The 26,508-nt window shown below is 40.1% G+C and carries 23 protein-coding genes and 3 pseudogenes; 15 read left to right on the forward strand and 11 right to left on the reverse strand.

Going from position 1 to position 26,508, the window contains the following annotated elements; genetic code table 11:
- Nucleotides 1–11 precede the first annotated feature (11 nt).
- Nucleotides 12–683 carry an O-methyltransferase gene (locus IJ00_RS08870; protein WP_035152175.1) on the forward strand — a complete coding sequence of 224 codons (672 nt, stop codon included), beginning with the start codon at nt 12–14 and terminating at the stop codon, nt 681–683.
- 66 nt (nt 684–749) lie between these two features.
- Here IJ00_RS08870 and IJ00_RS08875 read toward each other — a convergent pair whose 3' ends face one another.
- The 9 genes and pseudogenes from IJ00_RS08875 to IJ00_RS28260 all read right to left on the reverse strand — a co-directional run bounded on the left by IJ00_RS08875 (nt 750) and on the right by IJ00_RS28260 (nt 5,859).
- Nucleotides 750–1,109 carry a nuclear transport factor 2 family protein gene (locus IJ00_RS08875; protein WP_035152179.1) on the reverse strand — a complete coding sequence of 120 codons (360 nt, stop codon included), beginning with the start codon at nt 1,107–1,109 and terminating at the stop codon, nt 750–752.
- Between the two features lie 263 nt (nt 1,110–1,372).
- A complete protein-coding gene (locus IJ00_RS08880) occupies nt 1,373–1,666 on the reverse strand; it encodes an antibiotic biosynthesis monooxygenase (protein ID WP_046814772.1) in 294 nt (97 codons plus the stop codon).
- Between the two features lie 78 nt (nt 1,667–1,744).
- Nucleotides 1,745–1,978 (reverse strand): annotated as a pseudogene (locus tag IJ00_RS08885) (TCP-1/cpn60 chaperonin family protein); the annotation flags it as partial.
- A 24-nt stretch (nt 1,979–2,002) separates the two neighbouring features.
- A protein-coding gene (locus tag IJ00_RS27685; protein ID WP_144415958.1) for an IS1 family transposase occupies nt 2,003–2,694 on the reverse strand; the annotation gives its coding sequence in 2 pieces (ribosomal slippage) (nt 2,003–2,370 and nt 2,370–2,694; 693 coding nt in all).
- Nucleotides 2,695–2,732: 38 nt separating this feature from the next.
- Nucleotides 2,733–4,151 (reverse strand): annotated as a pseudogene (groL, locus tag IJ00_RS08895) (chaperonin GroEL); the annotation flags it as partial.
- 133 nt (nt 4,152–4,284) lie between these two features.
- Nucleotides 4,285–4,596 carry a co-chaperone GroES gene (gene groES, locus IJ00_RS08900; RefSeq protein ID WP_035152189.1) on the reverse strand — a complete coding sequence of 104 codons (312 nt, stop codon included), beginning with the start codon at nt 4,594–4,596 and terminating at the stop codon, nt 4,285–4,287.
- A gap of 232 nt (nt 4,597–4,828) precedes the next feature.
- Complete coding sequence (locus IJ00_RS29615) at nt 4,829–5,305, reverse strand: sulfite exporter TauE/SafE family protein (RefSeq protein ID WP_238178475.1); 477 nt, start codon at nt 5,303–5,305, stop codon at nt 4,829–4,831.
- Nucleotides 5,306–5,405: 100 nt separating this feature from the next.
- Nucleotides 5,406–5,606 (reverse strand): annotated as a pseudogene (locus tag IJ00_RS29620) (sulfite exporter TauE/SafE family protein); the annotation flags it as partial.
- Nucleotides 5,593–5,859 (reverse strand): hypothetical protein, encoded by a 267-nt coding sequence (locus IJ00_RS28260; RefSeq protein WP_201782677.1) that lies wholly within the window; start codon nt 5,857–5,859, stop codon nt 5,593–5,595. The pseudogene IJ00_RS29620 and the gene IJ00_RS28260, both read right to left, overlap by 14 nt.
- Before the next feature lie 276 nt (nt 5,860–6,135).
- Between IJ00_RS28260 and IJ00_RS08910 the strand changes: the two genes are divergently transcribed.
- From IJ00_RS08910 to IJ00_RS08975, 14 genes are all read left to right on the forward strand, one after another.
- The gene (locus tag IJ00_RS08910; RefSeq protein WP_035152191.1) at nt 6,136–7,269 is read left to right on the forward strand and encodes a DUF262 domain-containing protein; all 1,134 of its coding nucleotides are present in this window, start codon (nt 6,136–6,138) and stop codon (nt 7,267–7,269) included.
- Nucleotides 7,266–8,447, forward strand: coding sequence for a DUF3696 domain-containing protein (locus IJ00_RS08915; RefSeq protein ID WP_035152194.1), 1,182 nt, complete (start codon nt 7,266–7,268; stop codon nt 8,445–8,447). The genes IJ00_RS08910 and IJ00_RS08915 overlap by 4 nt, the downstream gene beginning before the upstream one ends.
- Before the next feature lie 78 nt (nt 8,448–8,525).
- Nucleotides 8,526–9,425 (forward strand): hypothetical protein, encoded by a 900-nt coding sequence (locus IJ00_RS08920; protein ID WP_238178476.1) that lies wholly within the window; start codon nt 8,526–8,528, stop codon nt 9,423–9,425.
- A gap of 678 nt (nt 9,426–10,103) precedes the next feature.
- Entirely contained in the window at nt 10,104–11,588 is a 1,485-nt protein-coding gene (locus IJ00_RS08925; RefSeq protein ID WP_035152199.1) for an amidohydrolase family protein, read from the forward strand.
- A 200-nt stretch (nt 11,589–11,788) separates the two neighbouring features.
- Nucleotides 11,789–13,276, forward strand: a complete 1,488-nt coding sequence (locus IJ00_RS08930; RefSeq protein ID WP_035152202.1) for an amidohydrolase family protein — start codon at nt 11,789–11,791, stop codon at nt 13,274–13,276.
- 546 nt (nt 13,277–13,822) lie between these two features.
- Nucleotides 13,823–14,638, forward strand: a complete 816-nt coding sequence (locus IJ00_RS08935; RefSeq protein WP_035152204.1) for a class I SAM-dependent methyltransferase — start codon at nt 13,823–13,825, stop codon at nt 14,636–14,638.
- A 95-nt stretch (nt 14,639–14,733) separates the two neighbouring features.
- A complete protein-coding gene (locus IJ00_RS08940; protein WP_035152207.1) occupies nt 14,734–15,789 on the forward strand; it encodes an aliphatic sulfonate ABC transporter substrate-binding protein in 1,056 nt (351 codons plus the stop codon).
- Between the two features lie 14 nt (nt 15,790–15,803).
- Nucleotides 15,804–17,165 carry an LLM class flavin-dependent oxidoreductase gene (locus tag IJ00_RS08945; protein ID WP_035152209.1) on the forward strand — a complete coding sequence of 454 codons (1,362 nt, stop codon included), beginning with the start codon at nt 15,804–15,806 and terminating at the stop codon, nt 17,163–17,165.
- 112 nt (nt 17,166–17,277) lie between these two features.
- Entirely contained in the window at nt 17,278–18,192 is a 915-nt protein-coding gene (locus IJ00_RS08950) for a TauD/TfdA family dioxygenase (RefSeq protein WP_035152211.1), read from the forward strand.
- Between the two features lie 75 nt (nt 18,193–18,267).
- Nucleotides 18,268–18,891: a thioredoxin family protein gene (locus tag IJ00_RS08955; protein WP_035158729.1), complete on the forward strand. Its 624-nt coding sequence runs from the start codon at nt 18,268–18,270 to the stop codon at nt 18,889–18,891.
- Between the two features lie 184 nt (nt 18,892–19,075).
- Nucleotides 19,076–20,125, forward strand: coding sequence for an aliphatic sulfonate ABC transporter substrate-binding protein (locus tag IJ00_RS08960; RefSeq protein ID WP_035152216.1), 1,050 nt, complete (start codon nt 19,076–19,078; stop codon nt 20,123–20,125).
- Between the two features lie 257 nt (nt 20,126–20,382).
- Nucleotides 20,383–21,060: a class I SAM-dependent methyltransferase family protein gene (locus IJ00_RS08965; protein WP_035152219.1), complete on the forward strand. Its 678-nt coding sequence runs from the start codon at nt 20,383–20,385 to the stop codon at nt 21,058–21,060.
- Nucleotides 21,061–21,090: 30 nt separating this feature from the next.
- The gene (locus tag IJ00_RS08970; RefSeq protein ID WP_035152221.1) at nt 21,091–22,059 is read left to right on the forward strand and encodes a TauD/TfdA family dioxygenase; all 969 of its coding nucleotides are present in this window, start codon (nt 21,091–21,093) and stop codon (nt 22,057–22,059) included.
- A 395-nt stretch (nt 22,060–22,454) separates the two neighbouring features.
- Entirely contained in the window at nt 22,455–24,203 is a 1,749-nt protein-coding gene (locus IJ00_RS08975; protein WP_035152223.1) for a peptide ABC transporter substrate-binding protein, read from the forward strand.
- 18 nt (nt 24,204–24,221) lie between these two features.
- On the opposite strand, the gene IJ00_RS08980 is transcribed toward IJ00_RS08975, so the two are convergent.
- The gene (locus IJ00_RS08980; RefSeq protein ID WP_082127295.1) at nt 24,222–25,175 is read right to left on the reverse strand and encodes an ABC transporter permease; all 954 of its coding nucleotides are present in this window, start codon (nt 25,173–25,175) and stop codon (nt 24,222–24,224) included.
- Nucleotides 25,176–25,201: 26 nt separating this feature from the next.
- Nucleotides 25,202–26,164, reverse strand: a complete 963-nt coding sequence (locus tag IJ00_RS08985; protein WP_035152226.1) for an ABC transporter permease — start codon at nt 26,162–26,164, stop codon at nt 25,202–25,204.
- Nucleotides 26,165–26,508 lie beyond the last annotated feature (344 nt).

The raw sequence follows: 26,508 nt of genomic DNA on the forward strand, positions 1-26,508 counted from the left end.
AAATTAGAACCATGACTCAAACTCAATGGACTGCGGTTGACGAATATATCAACAGCTTACTCGTACCCTCTGATTCTGCATTAGATGCCACTATTCAATCGACCATCGATGCTGAATTACCTCAAATCAATGTCGCTCCCAACCAAGGCAAATTACTACATATCCTCGCTCAAATTCGTGGTGCTACCAGAATCTTAGAATTGGGGACATTGGCTGGTTACAGTACAATTTGGCTAGCAAGGGCACTACCAGCAGATGGTAAATTGATTACCCTAGAAGCTAATCCCAAACATGCTGAAGTCGCTCACGAAAATATCGAACGGGCTGGCTTATCCCATGTAGTCGAAATTCGTGTTGGCGCAGCATTAGATACATTGCCTCAATTGGTTGCTGAAGGTCAAGCACCCTTCGATTTGGTCTTTATTGATGCTGACAAGGTAAATATTCCCGATTATTTTACTTGGTCGCTCAAACTCACTCGTAAAGGTAGTGTGATTATTGTCGATAATGTCATCCGTAAAGGTGCGGTAATTGATGCCGATAGTAGCGACGAAAATATTCAAGGTGTGCGTAAATTTAATACATTGCTAGCAGCAGAACAACGAGTTAAAGCCACCACGCTCCAAACAGTTGGTAGCAAGGGTTATGACGGATTAGCGATCGCGTTAGTTGTAGCGGATTAGGCATTGCTTGAAAGTAGAGATTGGTCGCTCATCATATCTAGGTTGACGCTGACCAATCTTAATCTTTTAATGGGTTGGAATTGGTAGATTGTGCTGTCGTAGAAAAGTTAATTCGTCCCAGTAGCCACGTTGAAACACAATCTTTCCTTCGATGATATGGAAGAATCCGCAACCCCTAAGCCCAAGTGGGTCTTTCCATTCCAGGATAGCCCATTCACCATCTTCAAAAATATTTTCGACGATGCAAACCATCTTCGCATTCGCAAATTCAGAAACAAACATCTCAAAAATCGCATTTCTTCCTTCAACCGGAGGTTTGACGACTTGGTGATTAATCGCCGATTCGGCATAAAATGAGGCTAAAGCATGAGCATCAGCATTATTAAAGGCTTTTACCCATGCTTCAACAAGTTCTCTTGGTTTCATAGAGGTAATTTTTGCGTTATGTATGGCTATTTTGAATATGCGATCGCTCTAATACCAATTCGCCAAAATTGGGTAACACATAACAGGTATAGGTAGACTTGATAAATCACATCTCTTATAATCGATCTGCTGTTGTCTTTTTTTGAATTGGTATAAGTTATATTTTCTCATGCTCTGCGGTTAGCTATATTTAATTTCTAAGTTTGGGAAATTATTTCATCTCTAAAAATTGACACCAATAGGTTAAACTCATCCGCTAGAAACTAATCGAAGTTTTCATAGTGGTGAACCCAACATTTGGAAACATATTTTTCCATACCTTGGGGAATTACCGCTCTATTCCAGTTCTTACCAGCAAAGGCAGCAACATCAGCTTCACTATCCCACACAGATATCATCACGTACTCTTCTGGTTCCCAGCTAGTTGGCTTTCCGACAACTACTGATATGAAGCCAGGTTGTGCTTTTACGTAAGGAACTGATACAGACAGAAAATTTTTTTCAAACTCGTGATGAAGGCTCTTTGGGACGCTGACTCGGAATATTCTGGTAATCATAATGCTTTCGATACAAAAAGGAGCGCAAGACATTGCGCTCCCAATGTAACCAGCCAAATTCGCTAAATCAAGCAACAATTAATAATCGAAATCGCCACCACCAAAACCACCGGCACCGGGAACAGCAGGAGTTGCATCCTTCGATTCTGGTTTATCAACAACGATCGCCTCTGTACTCAAAACCATACTTGCGATCGATGCAGCATTTTGTAATGCCGAGCGAGTCACTTTCGCAGGGTCAACAATTCCGGCTTCAAACAAATCTACAAACTCACCTGTGGTTGCGTCGTAACCAACGTTAAAGTCTTTCTCGGCGTTGCATAATCGCGGTATGAATCATTGAGGAATCGGAACATCCCAAAATCGGAGATAATAAAGTAACAATCGAATTGAATACCTCAGCATTTGTACTGATTTGGAATAACATAGCGTTTTACGATGCAATCGAGCGAGATAGTGGCGCAGTCGGGTGTTTTCCCCCTCAACTCGTGTCATGTAAGTCTTGCTAACAATCTGGTCGCCTTCAGGAATAAAGCCTGGATAGACCAACCATCCATCCGTGACATAAAAATAGCATTGCCAAGTACCCACAATATCCCATAACGGTCGAAAAGTCTCGGCGCTATGGTCGCCCAAAACCCACGCTAAAATACCTTGTTTGAAGTGATTTACTGCTGTCCAAAGCCAGATTTTGTTTTTTTTGAGCCGACGAAAGTTTCTAGCTCATCAAGTTCGCCAACTTCTGGAATTGTCTCTGGATCATAGGTCTCAGGTAGCAGTTCTCCCACAAGTTTTACCCAAGTAATCAATGTTGTGTGATGAACGCCTTTGACCCGTTCGATGGCGCGAAATCCCATACCATTAACGTACATTTTTAGGCATTCCCGCTTCACTTCATCACTGTATCCCTGGGGCGGTTCATAGCGATCAATGAATTGGCGATTACAATCACAACAAATGTGATTTTGTTTACCTCTTTTCTTGCCATTTTTACGGGTGTGAGACGACCCACAACGTGGACATTCCATCAAGTTACACCTCAATTCATACTGCCATTATGCAACGCCTCTTTCTCTTTAAGCCGTTCAGCTATGACTGCGCCGTTTTGACCTGCATTTTCTGCAATCCGCTTCAGGGGTGCGGATAAGGCACGAGATACAATCAGCGCTCCCGTCAGTTCTTCGTCTTTGAGGTGAGATTTTGCCCAGTTTTCTAGTTCGGGGGATAGATGAGCAAGGGTGGCACCACCACCAGGAACAATTCCTTCTGCTACAGCTGCTTTGGTGGCGTTAATTGCATCTTCCAAACGCAATTTGCGGTCTTTGAGTTCCGTTTCTGTGGCTGCACCAACTTTGACAACCGCAACCCCACCTGACAACTTCGCTAATCGTTCTTGCAGTTTCTCTTTATCGTAGGAAGACTCGGTTTCTTCGATTTGTCGCTTGATTTGTTCTATTCTGCCCTTGACTGCATTTTCATTACCATCGGCAACGATGGTAGTGTCATCTTTGGTGATAGTAACACGCCGTGCTTTTCCTAATTGTTCAAGCTTGGTAGCATCCAATTTTAAGCCAGCATCTTCGGTAATCAACTGTCCGCCGGTAAGAATAGCAATATCTTCCAGAATAGCTTTGCGGCGATCGCCAAATCCGGGAGCTTTGACTGCGGCGACGTTGAGTACACCCCGCAATCTATTAACTACCAAGGTTGCTAATGCTTCTTTTTCGATATCTTCTGCCAAAATTAGCAGAGGACGACCAGCACGAGCAACTTGTTCTAATACGGGTACTAAATCTTGGACTAGGGCAATTTTTTTGTCGGTAATCAACAGAAAAGGTTCTTCGAGTACTGCTTCTAAACGCTCGGCATCGGTGGCAAAGTAGGGAGAGATGTAACCTTTATCGAAGTTCAGTCCTTCTGTCACCTCTAATTCAGTTGTCACAGACTTCCCTTCTTCCAGGGAAATTACACCTTCACGACCAACTTTTTCCAAAGCTTCGGCAATCAAAGCTCCTACTGCTTCATCATTACCCGCAGAGATAGCTGCAACTTGAGCGATCGCTTTTGAGTCTTCTACGGGACGAGCATGTTCTTTGATTTTTTCTACCAAGAATGCGGTAGCTTTATCTATTCCCCGCTTGAGTTGGATGGCATTTGCCCCGGCTGCGACATTCCGCAATCCTTCTTTAACAATGGCATGAGCCAGAACGGTTGCGGTGGTGGTGCCATCTCCCGCAGCATCATTAGTTTTGGAAGCTGCTTGGCGAATCAGAGACACACCTGTGTTTTCTACATGGTCTTCCAGTTCAATTTCTTTGGCAATAGTCACACCATCATTGACAATTTGTGGCGCACCAAATTTCTTCTCCAAAACAACATTACGTCCTTTTGGACCCAAAGTAACTGCTACTGCTTCAGCCAGAATATCAATGCCCTTTTCCAAAGCACGACGAGCATTTTCGTTGTAAATAATCCGTTTAGCCATAGTTTAATTTTTCGGTGTTGATGTTAGGTTTTGATTGGCAATATGAATTGATGGAAATAGCAGCAATTTCTCCCAAACTCTAAATTTGAGAATTCTAAGTTTGAGAATTTAGACAAACATCTCAAATCAGCAATTAAGCCACAATTGCCAAAATGTCTTTTTCTGAGAGTAAGACATACTCCTCAGTACCCAGCTTGATATCAGTACCTGCATATTTGGAGTAAAGAACGCGATCGCCCACTTTGATATCTGGTGTTTGTCGGGAACCATCATCGTTGCGTTTTCCTGGACCAACAGCAACAATTTCACCTATCTGGGGTTTCTCTTTTGCTACATCTGGTAACAGGATACCCCCTGCGGTTTTTTCTTCAGATGCACCCACCTTAATAAAAACGCGATCGCCTAAAGGGCTAAGAGTTGCTACACCTAAAGTTATAGCCGCCATGCAAAATTCTCCAACTAGACTTCAAATAAATAATTGTAGGATTTGTTCGGATTTGAACAACCTCGCAGACTTGATCAGTTACGTAGCTATACAGTTGCTACTACTCGAATGTCTCGCCCGGTATATTCAGGAACCCAACCTTCTGTACCAGTGAAATAGCGCACTGCTTTACAAGCATTATACGGTAAATCGATAGGAATATAGTATTTTTTGAAAAAAATTTTTAATCACACTAATTCGATTCATTTGATTGCAGAGATTTACGAAGTGTGATAAATGCCAGAAGACTGACAACACTTAAGTAAATACGCTGTAGCCACAAATTACTCAAGCTGAGGCTGATGCTTCCACCAATGATTCCACCGATAAACATAGTCAAACCAAGAATTGCACCTAGTTTGTAATTAATAACACCCTGTGTCATGAAAATTAAAGTGGCAGACAGCGAGGAAAAGATGTTGATAAATTTAGTAGTAGCGATCGCTTGCACAAATGTCATGCGAAACAGCATTATATAAGCGGCTGTCAGCAAAGTAATGTAACCACCACTAAAAAAGCCGCCATAAATACCAAGTATAAAGGTAGCGATATAGGCGAAAATTTCTGCTATCCGTGAAGGAATCCTCTCTACTGGTTCTACTCCTGCATTTCGGTTGGCGATCGACAACACAGCAACTACAATCATGGAAACTGAGATAATTAGCGGCATTGATTTTGAAGGAATAACCAGAACAAGTAACGCCCCCAGAATAGATAGATGCAACCAAAGTTACAACTATCAGCAGTGGTAAACGTCGATAGTCAATAACTCCTTTACCAATAAAGGGCAATGTACCCCCAACACTCATTAAAGTCAGTGCCAACATATTAGTAGCTAAAGCAGTACGCGGCTCAATCCCAAATTGAAGCATTATAGGTACGGTGATGAGCGAAGTACTGCCAGTAATGACGCTGATAACACTGGCGATTAAGAAAATCGCTATTAGCGCAACTAATTCAATGTCTGTCAAGATAAATATTCCTATATATTTTAGTCCGATTTGTCGGTCGATTTACCGGAGTTTGCAATAGAAATAAATTACCATAAAGCGAAAGCATGGCGATTAAGACAACGGGATAAGCTGCGACCAAAAACCAACCTGCTCTTTGGCTAATCTGCTGTTTTGGGGTAGCTAACAAAATGACAAAAACTAAGGACAAAGGACAGTAGCATTGCGATGCGATCGCGATTTTATGCAACAGCGTGGCATCAGTAATATTCAAAAGACGAATAACCGTCGCAGATCAGAAGAGAATCACTAGTTCAAAGCTCAAATTTTATTCGTCGTAGTTTGCTTCCTTGGAGGGGTACTCACGTTAATTTAATTTATTTGTATTAGAACAATAAAAGCTGGGATGTTCTCAAGAAAGTTTCCATTGTATTTATTTTACAATTGTACATATCATCTATTCCAGGTACAATTAGGTCTGTTCCCCCAACTCATTGAGGCTCATGGCTAATCCTCCTCTGGTGTACTTTATTTAAAAGGAGAATCTACTGTGACGACATTTAGTGATAATTCTTCAGAATCTAAAGGAGAAGAAGTATTAGAAGAAGAAATTGAAGACGAAAATAATCAAGAAGAAAAAGTCACCTTTCAATATGACCCAGAAAAAATTAACATTTCCACAAGAGAACCAACAATAGAGTTATTGCTTAAAAGAATTAATGAAGAAGCTCTTGATTTGGCACCAGATTTCCAACGTCATGCCAATGTATGGAAGGAAGATGCTCAAAGTAGACTAATAGAATCTGTAATTATTAGAATTCCCATACCAGCATTGTATATAGATGCTACTAATGAAGATAAATGGTTAGTTGTAGATGGACTACAACGTTTATTTGCGCTAAAGCGTTTCATAATTGACAAAGAACTGAAATTATCCGGATTAGAGTATCTTACCGGTCTAGAAGGTAAAACCTATGACCAAATCGAGCGTAGATACCAACGTCGTCTTGAAGAGACTCAATTAACTGTATATTTAATTGATAAAGGGACACCACCTGAAGTAAAGTATAATATTTTTAAACGTATTAATACAGGGGGATTAGCTTTATCGCCTCAAGAACTACGCCATGCTCTTAATCCTGGTAAAGGAACGAAGTTCTTAACAAAACTAGCTGCATGTCCAGAATTTCAACAAGTTGTTCAACTTGGGAATAATCGTAAGATGCGTATGGATGACCGCGAATTTATTCTGGGTTTTTTAGCTTTTAGTTTAACACCTTACCAAGAATATGCAGATAGCAGAGATACTTTTTTAACTAAAGCACTATCTAAGCTGAATACACTCTCGGAAACAGAGTTAAATAATATTGAAAATTCTTTTAAAAAAACTATGATAGCTGCTTGGGATATCTTTGAAAAAAATGCCTTTCGTAAAATATCTAACACTCAGAAAAAAAAATTTCCAGTGAATAAAGCTTTATTTGAGTCTTGGTCAGTAAATTTAAGTAAACTGAGCCATGAGCAGATACAAGTGTTGATAAAAAATAAGCAGAAATTAATACACATATTTAAGACATATATAGACACTGATAAAGATTTTTTAGAATCTATATCTCAAGCTACGGATAAAATCCAAGATAGATTTATTACTATAGAAACAATCATTAAAAAAACACTTGTATGATTTCTTCACTCACACTCACAAATTTTAAACCTTTTAAGTATCAATCACTTGTATTCAAACCTCTTACACTTCTATCGGGTCTTAATAGTACTGGTAAGTCTTCTGTATTACAATCTTTACTATTATTACGTCAGTCTTTTCAAAAAGGTTTATTGAAAGAAAAAATATTATTTTTAAATGGTGATTTAATTAATATTGGAACAGCCAAAGATGCAATTTTTGAAGGAGCATCTAAAAAAGAAAAATTGGGCTTTGAAATTATTGATAAGGATGGGTTAAAAAGCATCTGGGAGTTTAAATACGAAGAGGATAGAGATGCTAACTTTTTAAGTGATGAAATAGACGCTAATTTTTTAAATATTGTTTCAGAACCTGGTGATAATAAAGTTTATGAATCCAGTCTTTTTACTAAAAATTTTCACTATATTGAAGCAGAGCGTATAGGACCAAGAGTATTTAATCGGATGTCGTATGACACAGTTAAATTATCGGGAAATTTTGGGCATAAATGTGAATATACATTGCATTTTTTAGCAATTAATGAGAACGAAGCTATTCCTAATGCTAAGTTAAGTCACCCAAACGTAAAAGTTTCTAAAAATCAATACGACTCTCCAGAGATACCATCACGAAAATTGATAGATCAAGTAGAAGCCTGGATGGGAGAAATAAGCCCAGGTACACGTATACAAATAAATTCAAATCCAGATATGGATGTTATCAGTTTTCAAGGTGCATATAGAGATAGCAATTATTATCGATCAACTAATCTTGGATTTGGTATTATCTACACATTACCAATTATTGTTGCAGTACTCGCATCAAAACCTGATACACTAATTTTAGTTGAAAATCCGGAGGCACATCTTCATCCAAAAGGACAAGTAAAGATGGGTGAATTATTAGCGCTAGCAGCAAGTTGTGGGGTTCAAATTATAATTGAAACTCATAGTGACCATGTTTTAAATGGTATTCGTCTAGCTGTTCACGGTGGGAAAATTAAGCCAGATGATGTTCAATTACATTATTTTCAACGTCACGAACAGCAGGGGGAAACTATTACAGAAGTTGTATCACCACGCATTGATCGGAATGGCAGAATTGATAAATGGCCCGATGGTTTTTTTGATGAATGGGAAAAAAGTCTAGATGTGTTGCTTGAGCCTGCGGAGGACTAGAGGGTGGATTTTGACCTAATATTGAATGAGTTATCTCTCCTAAATCCGGCTCGGAATGAGCAAATAGCACAGGAAAGAATGTCTGAGTTAATTAAGACGATAAAGGCAGTAAAAGCCCAGGGTGTGAAGGTAAGTCTTCGTACTAAAGAAAATTTTCACACAACAATACTTGCACCTAATTATCCTCTACGTCGCTGGCTTAATGATAATAATGCAGATCAGGTTGAGCGAAGTTATATCAGGACTCTTGCAACTAAAGCACCTTTCTCAACAGGTCTTATAAATGCTGAGATTAAAGAAATTGAAGATAATGCTAGTTTGTCGGAATTTCGTTACCAAGGAAAGTTAGCTATTGGGCTTGGTATTGCTTATATTCTTGATACGATTGTAATTAGTTTGCTCTCTGAGGAATGCTGGGATTGTAGCCGTATAGAACTTGAATTTCGATGCTTGGATGAAGTTGGAGAGATAGTCAGTAAAACTGTAGAGACTATCCATGCAAGCCGTAGTTGTCACATAGCAGAACATACTAATCTAATTCAAGAAAGTAAAGAGCGCATTTATCAAAAAGTTAGCAATGGGTCAAAAATTTGGGAACAAAGAGAACAACTATTTCCTAATTTAGTATTTTGTGATGTTGTTAGAAAACAGTTGGAAGATATTTTGACTGGGCAGTTAGAATTACAACCAGTGATCAAAATATTATTGGAACTGCAAAAATGTTGCCAGAATTGGGATAGTGGCTATTTCAATCTTGAAGGGTATCCAATTGAGGAATCGGGGGAAAGCCAAGGAACCCTTGAGCAATATGCTAGAGAAAGAACTTTTTCTTGTCCTGATGGAGAAGAGCGTTTATTTGAACGGCACGTTAAATTGAGATTTTGCAATTGGCGAATTCATTTCTTTCCAGAAAAACCAGGAACAGTAATTATTGGCTATATAGGTCGTCATCTCCCCACAGTAAAGTATCGTAAGTAACATAAAAACGCGATCGCGGGCTAATTGGATGCATCGCTAATTCTGTGAAAACTTGCCCCGTGTCTTAATCATATCCTTTGCCGCCTAATGTCTGGACAACAGGAGCAACTAGTAGGCACAGCACTTGTAAATGTTTAGCTATTCTAATAATTAGAATTCCTTATTTTTAGGGAAACGTATACTTTATTTACGAAAAGCTTGAATTTTACCCAGGAGCCATGCAATACTACTACCATAATCACCGATAAATTGGTCGATTATAAGTAGTATCGTTGTTTCTGTAATAATTGCAGCATCGGTACGTCATTCGGATTCTCCCAAGTTGTGCAAATATGACTTTTGCGATTTATTATGTGCATTACTGTGGGCGCGATCGCTAAACAACCTGTTTAATTAAGGGGTAAAAGCTCGTGAGCGTAAATCAATCAGCTTCAGGGCAACAATCTACCACTGTTTTCGATATCTGTATCTGTATAAATGTAAATAGCTTGTGGCAAGAAATTCATCATAAGTGTTGCCACTGTTAAGTAATTTGTAGATATACCTGCGGTTTCGCAAAAGTAATATTTTAACGTTCCTTCATGCCAAATCAGCGCCAAGGAGCGCAGAGGTAAGAATTCTGCGGGGAAAGAATTTCCAAGACAGACGTATACAAAAGAGATTCAGGGAGAAAATATCATGACTATTGCACTGGAACGTCCCCAGAAAAAAACACGATCGGCAGAAATTCGCGCACAGTTGGGTTATCCCATCATTGATACAGATGTACATACCCAGGAATTCCCCCCAGCATTTTTAGATTATTTAGAGCAAGTTGCAGGAAGCGCGATCGCGGAAAAATTCCAAGAACATTTACCTGGTTCATCCCGTTCTAAATGGTTTCAGCAAAGTTGGGAAGAACGTAAAGCTTATCGTACTACCCGCCCTCCTTTTTGGACTCGTCCGACGAATGATGCTTTAAATTTAGCTACGATTAGCTTACCCAAGTTGCTGCATGAGCGCTTACAAGAAGCAGGTACAGATTTTGCTGTAGTGTACCCAAATTTAGCAACGATGGCACCCCATATTGGTCATCCCGATATGCGGCAAGCTGTATGTAGAGCTGCAAATACCTACCATGCAGATATTTTCCGTCCTTACTCTGACCGCTTAACGCCAATTGCTAGTATTCCGATGCATACTCCCGAAGAGGCGATCGCGGAGTTGGAATATGCTGTAAAGGTGTTGAAATTAAAAGCAATTCAAATTCCTGGTCATGTGCGTCGTCCTATCCCAGCTTTTGAAAAGTATGGGGAAGAAGTCGCGAATGAGGCAATTTGGATTGATACCTTTGGCTTGGATAGCAAATATGACTACGATCCATTCTGGGCAAAGTGTGTAGAACTTAAAGTTGTTCCCACTACTCATTCCAGTGGTATGGGTTGGATTAATCGCCGCTCTATTTCTAACTACCAGTACAATCACATTGGTCACTTTGCTTCTGCGGGTGAAGCATTATGTAAATCTCTGTTTTTTGGTGGAGTTACTCACCGTTTCCCCACCTTAAAGTTTGCCTTTTTAGAAGGTGGTTCAGCTTGGGGTACTAGTTTATATGCTGATTTAATTTGGCATTGGGAAACCCGCAACAAAGACCATATGCTGGAACATAACGACCCCGCTAAGATTAATCGTGAAGAACTGATTGAATATTATCTCCGCTATGGTGGTGAGTTAGTAGATGGTCGCTTAAGTAAACTAGGTAGTGGTTTGGGTTTCCATGCTAACTTGTTATCTCCCATCGATCCGGGTGATTTAGATGAATTTGCTAAAGCGGGAGTTAAGACTCCAGAAGATGTGCGATCGCGCTTTTTGAATCACTTCTATTTTGGTACAGAGTCAGATGATACTCGTGTAGCTCATGCCTTTAACCGGAACGCAAATCCCTATGGTGATAGAGTTAAAGCTTTCTTGGGTTCTGATTCTGGTCATTGGGATGTACCCGATATTACTGCTGTAACTGCGAATTCCTACTCATTTGTTGAGCGGGGAATTATCAGCGAAGAAGATTTACAATATTTCCTCTCTATTCATCCATTGGAGTTGTATACCAGCCTGAATCGGGATTTCTTCAAGGGTACGGTTGTGGAGAAAGCAGCAGATGAGTTTTTAGGGACTGAGGGCTAGTAAAAATGCTGGATGGAGAAGGGACAGGGGAGACAAGGGAGACAGGGAGGAAAGAGCTTTTTCTTGTCACTATCGACTTAGCAAAGTTGACTTGCCAAACTACTAGGACTTTCTGGAAGGGAATAGAGACAAGGGGGACAAGGAAGACAAATACCCCATTCCCAAATATCAACACTTGAAAATAATTAGGGTGAAATATTATGACGATCGCATTAGAACGTCCGCTACAAAAAACAAAGTCGGCAAAAATTCGCGAACAGTTAGGTTATCCGGTAATTGATACTGATGTTCATACCCAGGAATTTGAACCAGCAGTTTTGGATTATTTAGAGCAAGTTGGGGGAACGGAAATTACAGAGCGCTTTAAGGAGCGTTTACCGGGTGCTTCTCGGTTTAAATGGTATGAGCAAAATTGGGAAGAACGTTTCGCTTATCGTACAAATCGCCCTAATTGGTGGGGTCGTCCAACCAAGAATACCCTAAATTTGGCGACCATTAGTTTACCGAAATTACTCCACGAACGCTTACAAGAAGCAGGTACAGATTTTGCCGTTGTTTATCCTAACTTGGCAACAATGGCTCCCAATATCGGTAACGACGAAATGCGTCGGGCTGTATGTCGTGCCATTAATATCTACCATGCAGATATTTTCCGTCCCTATAGCGATCGCCTGACTCCCATTGCAGCTATTCCCATGCATACGCCAGAAGAAGCGATCGCAGAGTTAGAATATGCGGTTAAAGTACTGGGATTAAAAGCCATTCAAATCCCCGGTTACGTGCGTCGTCCGATTCCTGCCTTTGAGAAGTATGGAAAGGAAGTAGCCAACGAGGTAGTTTGGATTGATAACTTTGGCTTAGATAGCGAATATGATTATGACCCATTCTGGGCGAAGTGTGTCGAGTTAAAAGTTGTTCCTACCACCCATGCTTCTAGCCAAGGTTGGACAACTCAACGCTCTGTTACCAACGCACAATACAATCACATCAATCACTTTGCCTTTGCTGCGGAAGCTTTATGCAAATCCCTATTTTTTGGTGGTGTCACCCGTCGTTTCCCCACGCTCAAATTTGCCTTTATGGAAGGTGGTTCAGCTTGGGGTGCGAGTTTGTATGCAGATATTATTTGGCATTGGGAAACCCGCAATAAGCAACATTTGTTAACTCATAACAACCCTGCTATTATCGATCGCCAAGAATTATTAGAACTCTACACCCGTTATGGTGGAGAATTGGTAGAAGGTCGTTTAGATAAATTGGGTGATGGTTTAGGATTCCACAGTCAACTTTTTGCACCCCAAGACCCCGGTGAATTAGATGAATTTGCCCTTGCAGGTATTGAGAAGCCCGAAGATGTGCGCGATCGCTTCCTCAATCACTTCTACTTTGGTACAGAATCCGATGATACTCGTGTTTCCCAAGCCTTTAACCGGGCTGCATTACCTTTTGGTGATAGAGTCAAGGCATTTTTAGGTTCCGATGCTGGTCACTGGGATGTACCAGATATTACTGCTGTCACTGCCAACGCTTACAGTATGTTTGAACGGGAAATTATCAGCGAAGAAGACCTACGCTATTTCCTCTCCACCCATCCATTGGAATTGTACACCAGCCTCAATCGTGACTTTTTCAAAGATACAGCAGTTGAGAAAGACGCAGAGAAATATTTGGCAAGTATCGGTAGATAAGGATTTGTAGTGTGTTTACCTAGCGTATCCGAATTAACATCTTGCTTGTGACTAGTGGTCTGTCAAATTTGAATTGACGGATTGGGAGAGGACAAGGGAGACAGGGCAGAGGGGGGAGACAAGGGTGATATATCCGTCAATTAGTTCTTGACAAAGTACTAGTAGTCTGACAAGGCAACTTTGCTGAGTCGATAGTGGCAAGAAAAAGCTCTTTCCTCCCTATCCCCCCTGTCTCCCTTGTCTCCCCTGTCCCTTCTCCACCCGGCTTTTTTGGGTTGGTGGACTACTAGTTAATAGCAATCGATATACTTCCATTTCACATTTGAATAAACAATACTTTGGAAGTACGTTAACAAAGCTGAACGCAAGTATCCCTAATTTTTACCGCCATAACTTTCTGGTTATAAGAGCTATACCTCCACGTAAGGTGGGCAAATAAATCAATAATTGTCCACCCTACTTTCCTAATTCAAGCCAGAGTTAATTAGAGCGAATCAGTTTATTACGAATTAATACTAAAAAATCAATTACGAATTGTACTGACCTATGTTGACAACAACTTCTACTTACGACCCAACTCTATTTCAAGGTGCTGCTTGGTACTATGCTCGTTACCGTACTCAGTACCCCCAAGCTTTATTTGATTTGTTTGCTAATATCTTCCAACTCGATGGGAAAGGACGATTACTCGATCTAGGGTGTGGTGCGGGATTAGTTACTATTCCCTTTGCAAATCGGTTTGCAGAAGTAGTAGGACTCGATCCAGATGCAGATATGCTCAAAGAAGCTCAAGAGCAAGCTGATGCTGCGGGGATAACTAATATTCGTTGGATTCACGATCGCGCTGAGTCGATTTCTGAAGATTTGGGAAAGTTTCAAGTTGTGACGATGGGACGCTCATTTCATTGGATGCAACGAGAATTAGTTTTATCAAAACTCGACTCTTTGCTAGTTGAGAATGGTGTAATAGTTATCCTCAAAACCAATGAAAATGTTTGGGAAAGTGAACATCCTTGGAAAAAAACAGTTGTAGCAGTAGTCAAACGTTGGTTAGGAGAACGACGACGCACGGGACAAGGTGGGGAAGGAACCTGGAAACCGTTAGAAGAATCCCACGAACAAGTTTTATTGCGATCGCCTTTCTCTAGTCTGAGTACCTATGAAGTAAAAATCCAAAAATCTTGGACAATTGATTCTTACATCGGCTATATCTATTCAACAGCATTTGGCTTACCTTCTTTCTTTGGTAACAACCGCGAACAGTTTGAACAAGATTTAAGAACATCTTTACTAGCTGTAGAACCTTCAGGAGAGTTTTTCGAGGAACTACCAATTACAGCTTTAGTTGCGAAAAGAGCATAGTATTTTCAAGTACAAATTTTTTGTCGGTGGTGCATCACGAGTATCAATCAATAACTTGCTCAAAAATAAACCAAAAATTTCACCACATCAAACCTATGAGTGCTACATTTAAACCAAAAATTATTCGCCGTCTGACATTATTTTTTCTTTCAGCTTTGTTCTCTGTAGCAGCTTCCTTGATGTTGGTTAGTTGTAATGAGCAAAGTCAAAACAACACATCGGAAATAAATCCATCTGAAATCAAAACTCAAGTACTCCGTATGGGGTATCAACAAGCAGGTGATTTAGTCAGAATTACCAAAGTTCTCGAAAAACGCTTGGAGCCATTGGGAATTAAAGTGGAATGGGCACAATTTGCCCAAGGACCACAACTAATGGAAGCGATGAATGTAGGTAAAATTGACTTGGGTTCTGTGGGAGAAACACCCCCTATATTTGCTCAAGCTGCTGGTGCTAAAATTGTCTATGTTGCTGGCAGAAGACGCACCGAAGGTAGTGGAAAAGGTAGCGCGATCGCAGTTCCACCAGATTCTCCAATTAAGAGTGTCAAAGATATTAAAGGACAACAAGTAGTTTTCCAAAAAGCCTCTGCATCTCACTTTTTTATTCTCAGAGCTTTGGAAGAAGTCGGTTTAAAACCTGATGATATTAAGGTTCTCAGCATCCCCAATGTAGAAGCTAGTAGCGCATTTTTAGAAGGGAAAATACCCGTTTGGGTGACAGGCGATCCTCATTTAGCCAGAGCGGAAAAATTGGGGAAGGTAAGAATTCTTAGAACTGCTGAGGGATTAGATTCACCCGGAGGTTACTATATCGGTGGAAAACAGTTTGCGATCGATAATCCAGGACTACTAAGAATAGTCATCGAAGAAATTGATAAGATTGACCGTTGGGCTGAAGCAAATCCCCAAGAAGCAATCAAGCTGATTGCACCATTCCAAAAGCTACCTCCAGATGTCATGGAATTGGTCGTTAGTCGTCGCAGCTATGGACTCAGAGCAATTTCCCCAGATTTAATCGAGGAACAACAGCGAGTTGCTGATTACTTCCATAAAAATGGCGTGATTCCCAAAGCTGTCAACATAAAGGAAGCTACACTGACATCCGAACAATATGCAGCAATTACACCTCCTTCTATTAGTCAAAAATAGTCTAAATACGATCAATGAGTACGAGTAAAAAGCAGTTGAGACTGGGTGCATTTTTGATGAGTTCTGGTCATCATTTAGCAGCTTGGCGTTATCCAGATGCAAGAGCAGATGGGGGTTTGAGCTTCGAGCATTATAAGCATATTGCCCAGACGGCGGAAAGGGGCAAATTTGATATGATTTTCTTTGCTGACGGGGTTGCTGTCAGAGATAGGGGTCAAGGTAGAGAAGTATTAAGTCGTACGGGACATCTGGTTCATTTTGAACCTCTAACTTTGCTCTCTGCATTATCGGTTGTCACAGAAAATATTGGGTTAGCAGCAACTGTATCAACTACCTATAACGAACCCTTTCACCTAGCCCGTAAATTTGCATCTTTAGATTATTTAAGTAATGGTCGTGCCGGCTGGAATCTTGTGACTTCTGCTAGTAATGCGGAAGCGCAAAACTTCAACCGTGACAAGCATCTGGAACATGCACCCCGCTACGATCGCGCTCGTGAGTTTGTGGATGTTGTCACCAAACTTTGGGACAGTTGGGAAGATAATGCATTTCTGCGGGATAAGGAATCTGGTGTTTACTTTGAGCCAGATAAATTACATATTCCTAACCATAAAGGCGAACATTTTTCTGTCCGTGGTCCCCTTAATGTTGCTCGTCCACCCCAAGGCTATCCAGTTATCATCCAAGCTGGTTCCTCCGAAGATGGTAAAAATCTCGCAGCCCAAACCGCAGAGGTAATTTTCACGGCACAACAAACCCTGGAAGATGCCCAAGCTTTTTACTCGGATGTGAAAGGACGAGTGGCGAAATACGGACGTAACCCCGACCACCTTAAAATCATGCCGGGGATATTCCCGGTAATTGGCAGAACTGAAGCTGAAGCCAAAGAAAAATTTGATCGCATTCAAGAATTAATCCATCCCCAGGTGGGATTAAGCTTACTCACCGGAATGTTGGGCGAAGTCGATTTATCTAGCTACCCGTTAGATGGACCATTGCCAGATTTACCCCATACCGAACTCCACCAAAGCCGCCAACAATTATTAATTGAAACTGCCCGCAGAGAGAATTTTACAATTCGCCAATTATATTTATGGATTGCGGGAGCGCGAGGACATTGGACAATTTGGGGTACACCATCACAAATAGCTGACAAGTTAGAAGAATGGTTCGTTAATGGTGGAGCCGACGGTTTTAATATCATGCCACCTTATTTACCAGGTGGTTTAGAGGAATTTGTGGATTTAGTCATACCCGAATTGCAACGTCGGGGACTATTCCGCACCGAGTACGAAGGACGTACCCTACGAGAAAATCTCGGTTTACCCCGTCCAGAGAATCAGTTTGTCAGGACAGTTTCTGAATTAGTTGCTTAGGGAATGAGGGGATATGGGGACAAGGGGGACAAGGGGGAAAACAGAAAGTAACTTTCTCTCCCAAATCTCCCTCCTCTTCCTCCGCTTAAATCTATCTACATGGAGAATAGACATGACCTCTCAATACTTTGATATCAAACCAATTGCTGGACGTATCGGCGCTAAAATCATTGGTCTTGACTTAAGTTCCCATCTCAGCGATGCAATTATCAGCGATATTCGCAAAGCCTTAGTCAAATACAAAGTCATATTCTTTCGCAATCAAGAAAAACTGGATGCTAGCGGACAAGTTGCCTTTGCTCGCAGATTTGGCGAAGTTACTACCGCACATCCCACAGTACCTTCTTTGCCAGACAATCCCGAAGTTTTAGACCTAAATTACGGTAAAACTGTCGCTCGTGCAAATAATTGGCATACTGATGTCACATTTGTAGATCGTCCTCCCCTTGGTTCTGTTCTCCGCGCACTTGTTATACCTCCTGCTGGCGGTGATACTGTTTGGGCAAACTCAGTGACAGCATACCAAGATTTACCTGATGCTTTACGTAATCTTGCTGATGAGCTTTGGGCTGTACATAGCAACGCCTATGACTATGCAGCAGCAACAGTAGACCTTCCCGAAGAAGTGAGAGCTTATCGAGATGTGTTTACGTCGACTGTGTATGAAACCTTACACCCAGTAGTGCGCGTCCATCCGGAGTCTGGAGAACGGGGATTGTTTATTGGTGGTTTCGTGCGTCGTCTACGTGGTTTATCAACAACGGAATCTGACGATATTATTCGGTTATTGCAAGCTTATATTACTCGTCCAGAAAATACAGTCCGTTGGCGTTGGCAAGTTGGAGATGTGGCTTTTTGGGATAATCGGGCTACCCAACATTATGCGATCGCAGATTACGGAGACCAACCCCGTCATGTGCAACGAGTCACGATTGTCGGTGATATTCCTGTGGGTATTGATGGCAAACAAAGTCAGGCAATTAAGGGAGATGCTTCTGCATACAACCGAGTGTTAGCAACTGCCTAATTTCCCAAAGAGAATATGTTTGCCCAATTAATCACCATAAAAATACGCAGAGACCAACTCAAGGAGTTTTATTCAATGCCATTAACACCTTCAACAATGCTGCCCTTAGGCACCCTAGCAGTTAATTTTCATGTATCCGATGTGGTATCTGGTAACACAATCTCCCTGTATAACTTTGCCGACAAGAAAGCTTTGTTAGTTATGTTTATCAGCCGCCATTGTCCCTACGTGCAACATATTAAACATGAGTTAGCACAAATAGGCAGGGACTACAAAGATAAAAACTTGGGCATTATCGCCATTAGTTCTAATGATGCTAATACTCATCCCGATGATGCACCCGAATCACTGAAGGCTTTTGCCCAAGAGTTAGATTTATCTTTTCCCCTTGGCTACGACGAAACCCAGGAAGTTGCTAAAAGCTTTTTCGCTGCTTGTACTCCCGACTTTTTCTTATTTGACGCAGACAAGCGACTTGTGTATCGCGGACAGCTAGATGATAGTAGACCCAAGAGTGAAATACCTGTAACTGGAAAAGATTTGCGGAATGCGATCGATGCAGTTTTAGGCGATCGCGCATCTTACAGTCCTTATCGGGATGTCAGCCCAGAGCAAAAGCCGAGTATTGGTTGCAATATCAAATGGAAACCTGGTAATGAACCTGTTTATTACAAAACTCCGGCTGTTACCGTTAGTTGATTAATGAGCCGATTCCCTATTTTGTAAACAATCTGGGAATTTGAGTATAGGTGACTATTTAAGTAGTGATTATGAATCTTACTGTACGTATTTCACGATCACTACTTATGAAAAAGTGTACATATTTTCTAGCATGAGAATTGCCCATGCAAAAAACTGTCAACTCAGAGAAGCATAATAACTAATGAAAGTCGCGTTTTTACCTCAGAGTCATAATGCATTGAAGCAACTTGTTAGATATACAACTATCGGATTATTTGCATTATCAGCTTCCTTGCCTAGTAGCTTTGTTCAAACTTCTCAAGCACAACAAAAACCGGGATTTAAGTCCAAAGTTATCAACTTGGCATATCAAACTTCTGGAGATATTGTTAAAGCGAGAAAACAGGTAGAGCCACGCTTTAAAGCATTAGGTGTAACCGTGAATTGGGTAGGACCATTTCCCGCAGGACCACAATTAATAGAAGCGATGAATGCTGGTCGGGTTGATATTGGTACTGTGGGAGAGACACCACCAATATTTGCCCAAGCCGCAGGCGTAACCGAAGTTGTTTATATTGCCGGACGTAGACCTAGCAAAGGCACGAACCAAGGTATTTTTGTCCGAGCCAATTCTCAGATTAAAAAGCTATCTGACATTAAAGGGAAAAAAGTTGCTTTTCAAAGAGGTTCAAATGCTCATTATTTATTAGCAAGAGCCTTAAAAGAAGTTGGCTTAAAAATCACTGATGTCAAAGTTGTGGGTTTAACTCCATCAGAAGCGCGTGATGCTTTTATTCAAGACAAAGTGGAGGTTTGGGTAGGCGGCGATCCCTTTTATGCTCTCGTAGAAAAAAACATTCCCATTCGCAATCTGAGAAATGCGGCAGGAATTAATACCTTAGGTGGATTTTACATTGCTAGACGTAAATTTATCACCGAAAATCCGCAACTGACGCGAGTATTTTTAGAGGAAGCTGATAAGGCGGGAGAATGGGCTGATAAGAATCCTCGTGAAGCTGCCCAAGCACTTGCTCCCGATTTGAAAATTGATGCATCAATATTAGAAACTGTTGGACGCAGAACAGTTCGCCAGTTAAGAGTGCTATCTCCTTCTATTATTGGCGAGCAACAGCGTGTTGCTGATTTTTATTTTCAAGAAAAGATTATTCCTCGAAAAGTAAATATTAGGGATGCTGTGCCACCTACTCCATTATTACGGGAGATTACTCCTAAAAGGCTTGGTCAATTGTAAGCAATCTGTTTATAACCATAAAACCAATTCTTCCAAAAGCAATTAACAGATGATGACGCAGGGACGCAGTGACGAGAAGACACAGAGACGCAGAGATTTATTTTATGTGTTGCCAGATTTTGGAGAAACAATATAAATTTTCCCTTCGTTTCTATAGGTTAATGAGTTGCAATATTGTCTACTTTAAACAGGTTTGTAAATCCAATCCAATGAGAACAAATTGCCGAATTTTTATCAATTAAAAAGGAATCACAATTATGGCGAAAACTTGGTTTGAATGGCACGATTTGTACAATACAGAACCCAAATTACAACAACGACTACAAATAGTTCGGGAATACATTTGGAGGGCGATCGATGCATCCCCAGCAGGGAAAATTCGTGTAGTTAGTCTCTGTGCAGGGGATGGACGGGATTTATTAGGAACCTTAGCCAGTCACCCCCGTAAAAATGATGTCTACGGACGCTTAGTGGAGTTAAATCCCCAACTGAGCGATCGCGGAAAAGCATCTGTGGAATCGGCTGGCTTATCTAACCAACTTGAGTTTATTAACGGCGATGCCAGCAACTCTTCTAACTATATAGGTGTTGTTCCGGCAGACATCATTATTGTCTGTGGCATTTTCGGTAACTTGGCGGATGAAGCTGAACTAAGACGATTAATTGGCAACCTTCCTGTCCTCGCCAAAAAAGGCTCCTTTGCCCTTTGGACTCGCGGACATTCTGATGGTATCGCTTACTCAGATACTGTTCGCAGAGTTTTCCAAGAAAATCAATTTGAAGAAGTCAACTTCCAATTAACTCTGACTGGAGATATGGGGGTAGGTATTCATAGATACCTTGGTGAAGGATTGCCTTTACCGGAAAATCAACAACTATTTGAATTTTCTGGCGCTCCAGACAAGTACAGAAGTGTCAGCGTTGCTGCTAATTAGAATGTAAATTCAAACTTTGGAGAATAAATTGTGAGTTACAACCATATTGAAGTCAAACCTGTAGCTGGTTTTATCGGTGCTGAGATTGATGGTGTAAATCTTTCTCAATCCTTAACTGATAATGCTGTGCAAGAAATTCGCCAAGCACTATTAAAGTACAAAGTGGTCTTCTTTCGTAATCAGAATATTGATCATGCTGCTCAAATCGCTTTCACAAGTCGTTTTGGGGAAGTAACCTATGCCCATCCCCATGAAGATGAACCACCCGAAGGATTTGCGGAAATCTTACCAATCGATCGCAGACGTTATGAACGGCGTAATGGTCTACGTCGTGCAAGCTATGAGAGTCGCTGGCATACCGATGTGACTGCTGTTGTTAATCCTCCTGCGGGATCGATTTTACGTGCAGTCAATGTTCCTAGTATCGGCGGAGACACTACTTGGACTAACTTAGTCGCAGCTTACGAGGGCTTATCGGCACCCTTACGAGCATTAGCTGATACATTGAAAGCTGAACATCGTTTCAATGCCGGCTTGCGTATACCCAGTAACAGCAAACTAGCCCAACGCATCGCAGAGAATCCTTTGGTTTCAATTCACCCAGTTGTACGGGTTCATCCAGAGACAGGTGAACGAGCTTTATTCGTCAATCCTGGCTTTACCTCCCATATTCTTGATGTGTCTCCCCAAGAAAGCGAATTACTGCTGGAATTGTTCTTTAACCAAATTACCAAACCTGCTTACACTACCCGTTTCCGTTGGAACAATGGTGACATTGCATTCTGGGATAACCGTGCTACCGCACATTTAGCACCCCAAGACATAGATCACATCGAAGTTGAGCGGGTACTCTATCGCACCACTATCAAGGGTGATATACCTGTTGGTGTTGATGGTTTCCGCTCCCAAGTAGTCGAAGGAGAAGCCTTTGGTAGCGAATTACCAACTGTTCTCAAAAATCAAATCGAGCAAAGGCAAGCAGAACCCGTACATTCCTAAGTTCATTCAATTTCCTCTCTGTAGATTAAGGTAACACAGTTAAGTGGTAGGCAGCCTCACCTACCATTTTTTATTTTCTACAAGAATAACAAAAATATCATTAATATAGCTCAGGTTTAATTTTGATTACATTTTTGGATAATTTTTAGTGCAAAGACTTTATTTTTGGAGTGATTCTTGATATTGTCAAGTACAGTATCATAATCAATCAATAGTTTGTGAAAATTAGCATTTTTTCTGTTTTGAGGATATTATTTATAAATCAAGTGTTAGAAATATTTAAATCATATTTATTTATATATGCAAATCTGTTCGTTAATTATAAGTTAAAGCGAATTATTGATAGGAATTGGCTAGTTTAATTGAGTATTGTATATCATTTCTGTTCTAAAAATATGTCTCTCTTCAATCAAGTTATCAGGAATAATTTTTTTTCTCTGTCATTAATAACTATATTCTTGCTCGCAGCTTGCTCATCTCCAAAAAACAACTCATCTAATAATCAACAGTCTCAAAGTACATCTACAAATAGTAACCTCTTAAAACTACTCTACTGGCAAGCTCCAACCATTCTTAATCCCCATTTATCACCAGGTAGTAAGGATTTTGAGGCTAGTCGAATTGCTTACGAACCTCTAGCTACTTTCGATAAAGATAGTAAACTAATTCCCTTTTTAGCCGCAGAAATTCCTACCATTGAGAATGGGGGATTAGCTAAAGATGGTAAATCTGTGACTTGGAAATTAAAGCAAGATGTCAAATGGTCGGATGGTAAACCTTTTACATCTGATGATGTGGTATTTACTTATAAATATTTATCTAATTCTGCCGTAGGTGCAACAACTACAGCAAATTATGAGGCTGTGAAAAGTATCGAAGCAGTCGATAAATATACAGTCAAAATCAATTTTAAGGAGCCAAATCCAGCTTGGTCATTACCTTTTGTTGGTCAGAATGGAATGATTTTGCCTCGCCATGTTTTTGAGAAATATAATGGAGCTAATGCCAGAGAAGCACCAGCAAATCTCATTCCTGTGGGTACTGGGGCTTATCGAGTAGTTCAATTTAAGCCGGGTGATATTATTATTTATGAGGCGAATCCTTTCTTCCGCGAAGCCAATAAACCCTTCTTTAAGCGTATAGAACTCAAGGGTGGTGGAGATGCAACTTCCGCAGCCAGAGCAGTATTGCAAACTCAAGATGCAGATTTTGCTTGGAATTTGTTGGTGGAAGCTCCAATTCTCAAACAGTTGGAGTCAGTTGGAAAAGGTAAAGTAAATGTGAGTGTGGGTACTTTTGTCGAGCGAATTTTGCTCAATCAAACCGATCCAAAGAAACAGGATACTGATGGCGATCGCTCTAGTTTAAAATTTCCCCATCCCTTTTTTAATGACAAGAAAGTACGTCAGGCTTTTAATTATGCCATTGACCGCGATACTATTGTTAAACAGTTGTATGGTATCACTGGTCGTTCAACCGCAAATATTCTTGTTGCACCAGAAAGTTTTGCTTCCCCTAACAATACACCAGAATTTAACTTAAACAAAGCTACCGATTTATTAGATGAAGCCGGATGGAAAGATAGTAACGGGAATGGAATTCGTGATAAGAATGGGGTAGAATTGAGCGTTTTATATCAGACTTCCGTTAATCCATTGAGGCAGAAAATTCAGGAAATTATCAAGCAACAATTAACTTCTTTGGGTGTGAAAGTGGAGTTAAAGAGTATTGACCCAAGTATATTATTTTCCGGCGATCCTGCTAACCCAGATACAATTAATCGCTTTCAAGCGGATATGCAAATGTTTTCTAGTGGTAATACCAGCCCCGATCCCGGTGCATATATGAAAAATTGGACTTGTGAGGAAATACCCCAGAAGCAAAATAATTGGTCTAAACAAAATTATTCGCGTTATTGTAATCCAGAATACGATAAACTCTGGAAGCAATCTACAACAGAATTAAACCAACAAAAACGGCAACAACTATTTATTCAAATGAATGACTTATTAATCAAAGATGCAATTGTTATCCCTTTAGTTGCTCGTGCAGAAGTAAGTGGGATTAGTAATCGTTTAATTGGTGTGGAAGCAACTCCTTGGGATACTAAGACTTGGAATATTAAAGATTGGCAAAGTAAATAATATTGTCAATCATATAACTTATAACAATCTTGGGTCTAAGGCATCCCTCAAACCATCGCCTATATAGTTAATACTTAAAACAGTCAGAAATATTGCTGCACCTGGGAAAATTACCATGTGGGGAGCAATTTCTAAAAAGTTTTGTGCATCATAAAGCATTCTTCCCCAAGTTGGAATATCTGGGGGAAAGCCTAAACCTAAAAAACTAAGGGTAGATTCAGTAATAATTGCTGCACTCACTGAAAGAGTACCCGCCACTATTACAGGACTCATTACATTGGGAAGAATATGAATTAAGATTAACCTGCTAGGTGAAGCACCAAGGGTTCGAGCAGCAGCGACAAATTCTGTTTCCCGCACTGTTAAAAAACCTGCTCTTACCAATCTTGCTACAGACATCCAATTCAGCCCACCAATTAAGACAACAATTAATATGAATATACCTAACTCAGCCCCAGCGAATGCTTTGAGGGAATCGCGAAATAAAAATATGATTAATAACAGTAATGGTAGTCGTGGTAAAGCCAAACATAAATCAGTAAAGCGCATTAAAACTATATCTATCCAACCACCATAAAAGCCGGATATTGCTCCAATAAAAGTTCCTACAGATATTGCTACTAACATTGAAAAAATACCAACTGCTATTGATATCCTGCCACCATATAAAATTCTAGCTAAAATATCTTGACCCAAGTCATTAGTTCCAAAAGGATGCTCCCAGTTTGGAGGCAGAGTTGCTTTGGTAAAGTCAATTTTATTGATAGGAGATGTATAAATCAAAGGAATAAAAATCACACTAAGAATAATTATGACTAACATTATCGTACCCAATATTGCTTGAGGATTACGGCGAAATTTATTCCATACATCTTGTCTAATATTTCTCGAACTAAGTACGTCATTATTACCTATAGTCAATACTGAACTTTGAAATTGCTTAGAAATTTGCTTTTGCAAACGCTTGAACATAAGAAATCAGATTAATATATTTTTGTTTACTTACTATAATTTACACGAGGGTCTAGAATACTATACAGAATATCTGCAATTAAATTAAATATGACAATTAAAATAGCATATATAAATGTAATCGACATAATCACTGGTGTATCATTATGGTATATAGAATCTATTAATAAAGCACCAATACCAGGAACTCGAAAAACTTTTTCCGTCACCAAAGCTCCAGTAAAAACACTCGGTATATCCAACGCAACTAAAGTCACGACCGGAATTAAAGCATTTCGTAAAACATGATGGGTAATAACTCGAAAATTAGATAAACCCTTTGCATAAGCAGTACGTACATAGTCTTTATGAATGTTTTCTAAAACCTCCGATCGCACAAATCGCATTAACAATGCTGTTTGCCAAAGTGCTAATACAGATATTGGCATAATCGATTGTTTAATTTGCTCGATAAAACTCTGCCAATCTGTTACTTGTAAAGTGCTGTTATAAATAAAAGGCAACCATTTTAATTGCACGCTAAAAATAATAATAAATAACAAGCCAGTAAAAAATGTTGGCAGAGAAAAGCCAAAAAATACCAGAGTTGTCAAAATCATGTCAAACAGAGAATTGCGTTTGAGAGCAGAGATTACCCCCAAAGGAACAGCTAACAGCGCACCAAAAATGTAAGCAGAACCGACTACCCATAATGTTGTCGGGAGACGCTGAATAATTAAATCGCTCACAGGACTGCGACTAGTAAAAGAATAGCCCATATCTCCACTGATAAAGGCTGTAATCCACTTGATATAGCGAATATAAATTGGTCGATCTAAACCTAAAGACCTTCTAATATTTTCTCGCACTTCTGCTGTGATAGAAGGATTGAGTGCAAACTCTCCCATTGGATCACCAGGAGCCAATGCTAATATGGTAAAAATCACAAGGCTGATAGCGACTAGGGTGGGAATAGAAGTTAGTAGACGCTGAATTAAATATTTGGTCATGCTTGATATCGGTAGCGACAGCGTGATTATTTTATATCAATTGGTTTCTATTAGAACAATAATCGAGTTAATCATAAAAGGATTCATCAAAAGTTTTTAATTATCAAAGGTATTTCACCTTGATATAGTCAAATTTATGAATATGCGTGAGTCCTGAATCTATCGTATTGACTACCAATAAAATTTTTTACAGAAATATCCCTATCTAAAAGCGTTCCATCTAAATCAAAGAGAATAGCTCTTATTATGTATTTCACCTTTGCTAGTTATCAAGTGAGATTAATCATGAAGTCTCATTAATACGTCCGAAATAAACCAGAACGACATAACCTACTAAAGCCCAA

The sequence above is a fragment of the Calothrix sp. 336/3 genome, from assembly GCF_000734895.2.
Lineage (GTDB): Bacteria > Cyanobacteriota > Cyanobacteriia > Cyanobacteriales > Nostocaceae > 336-3.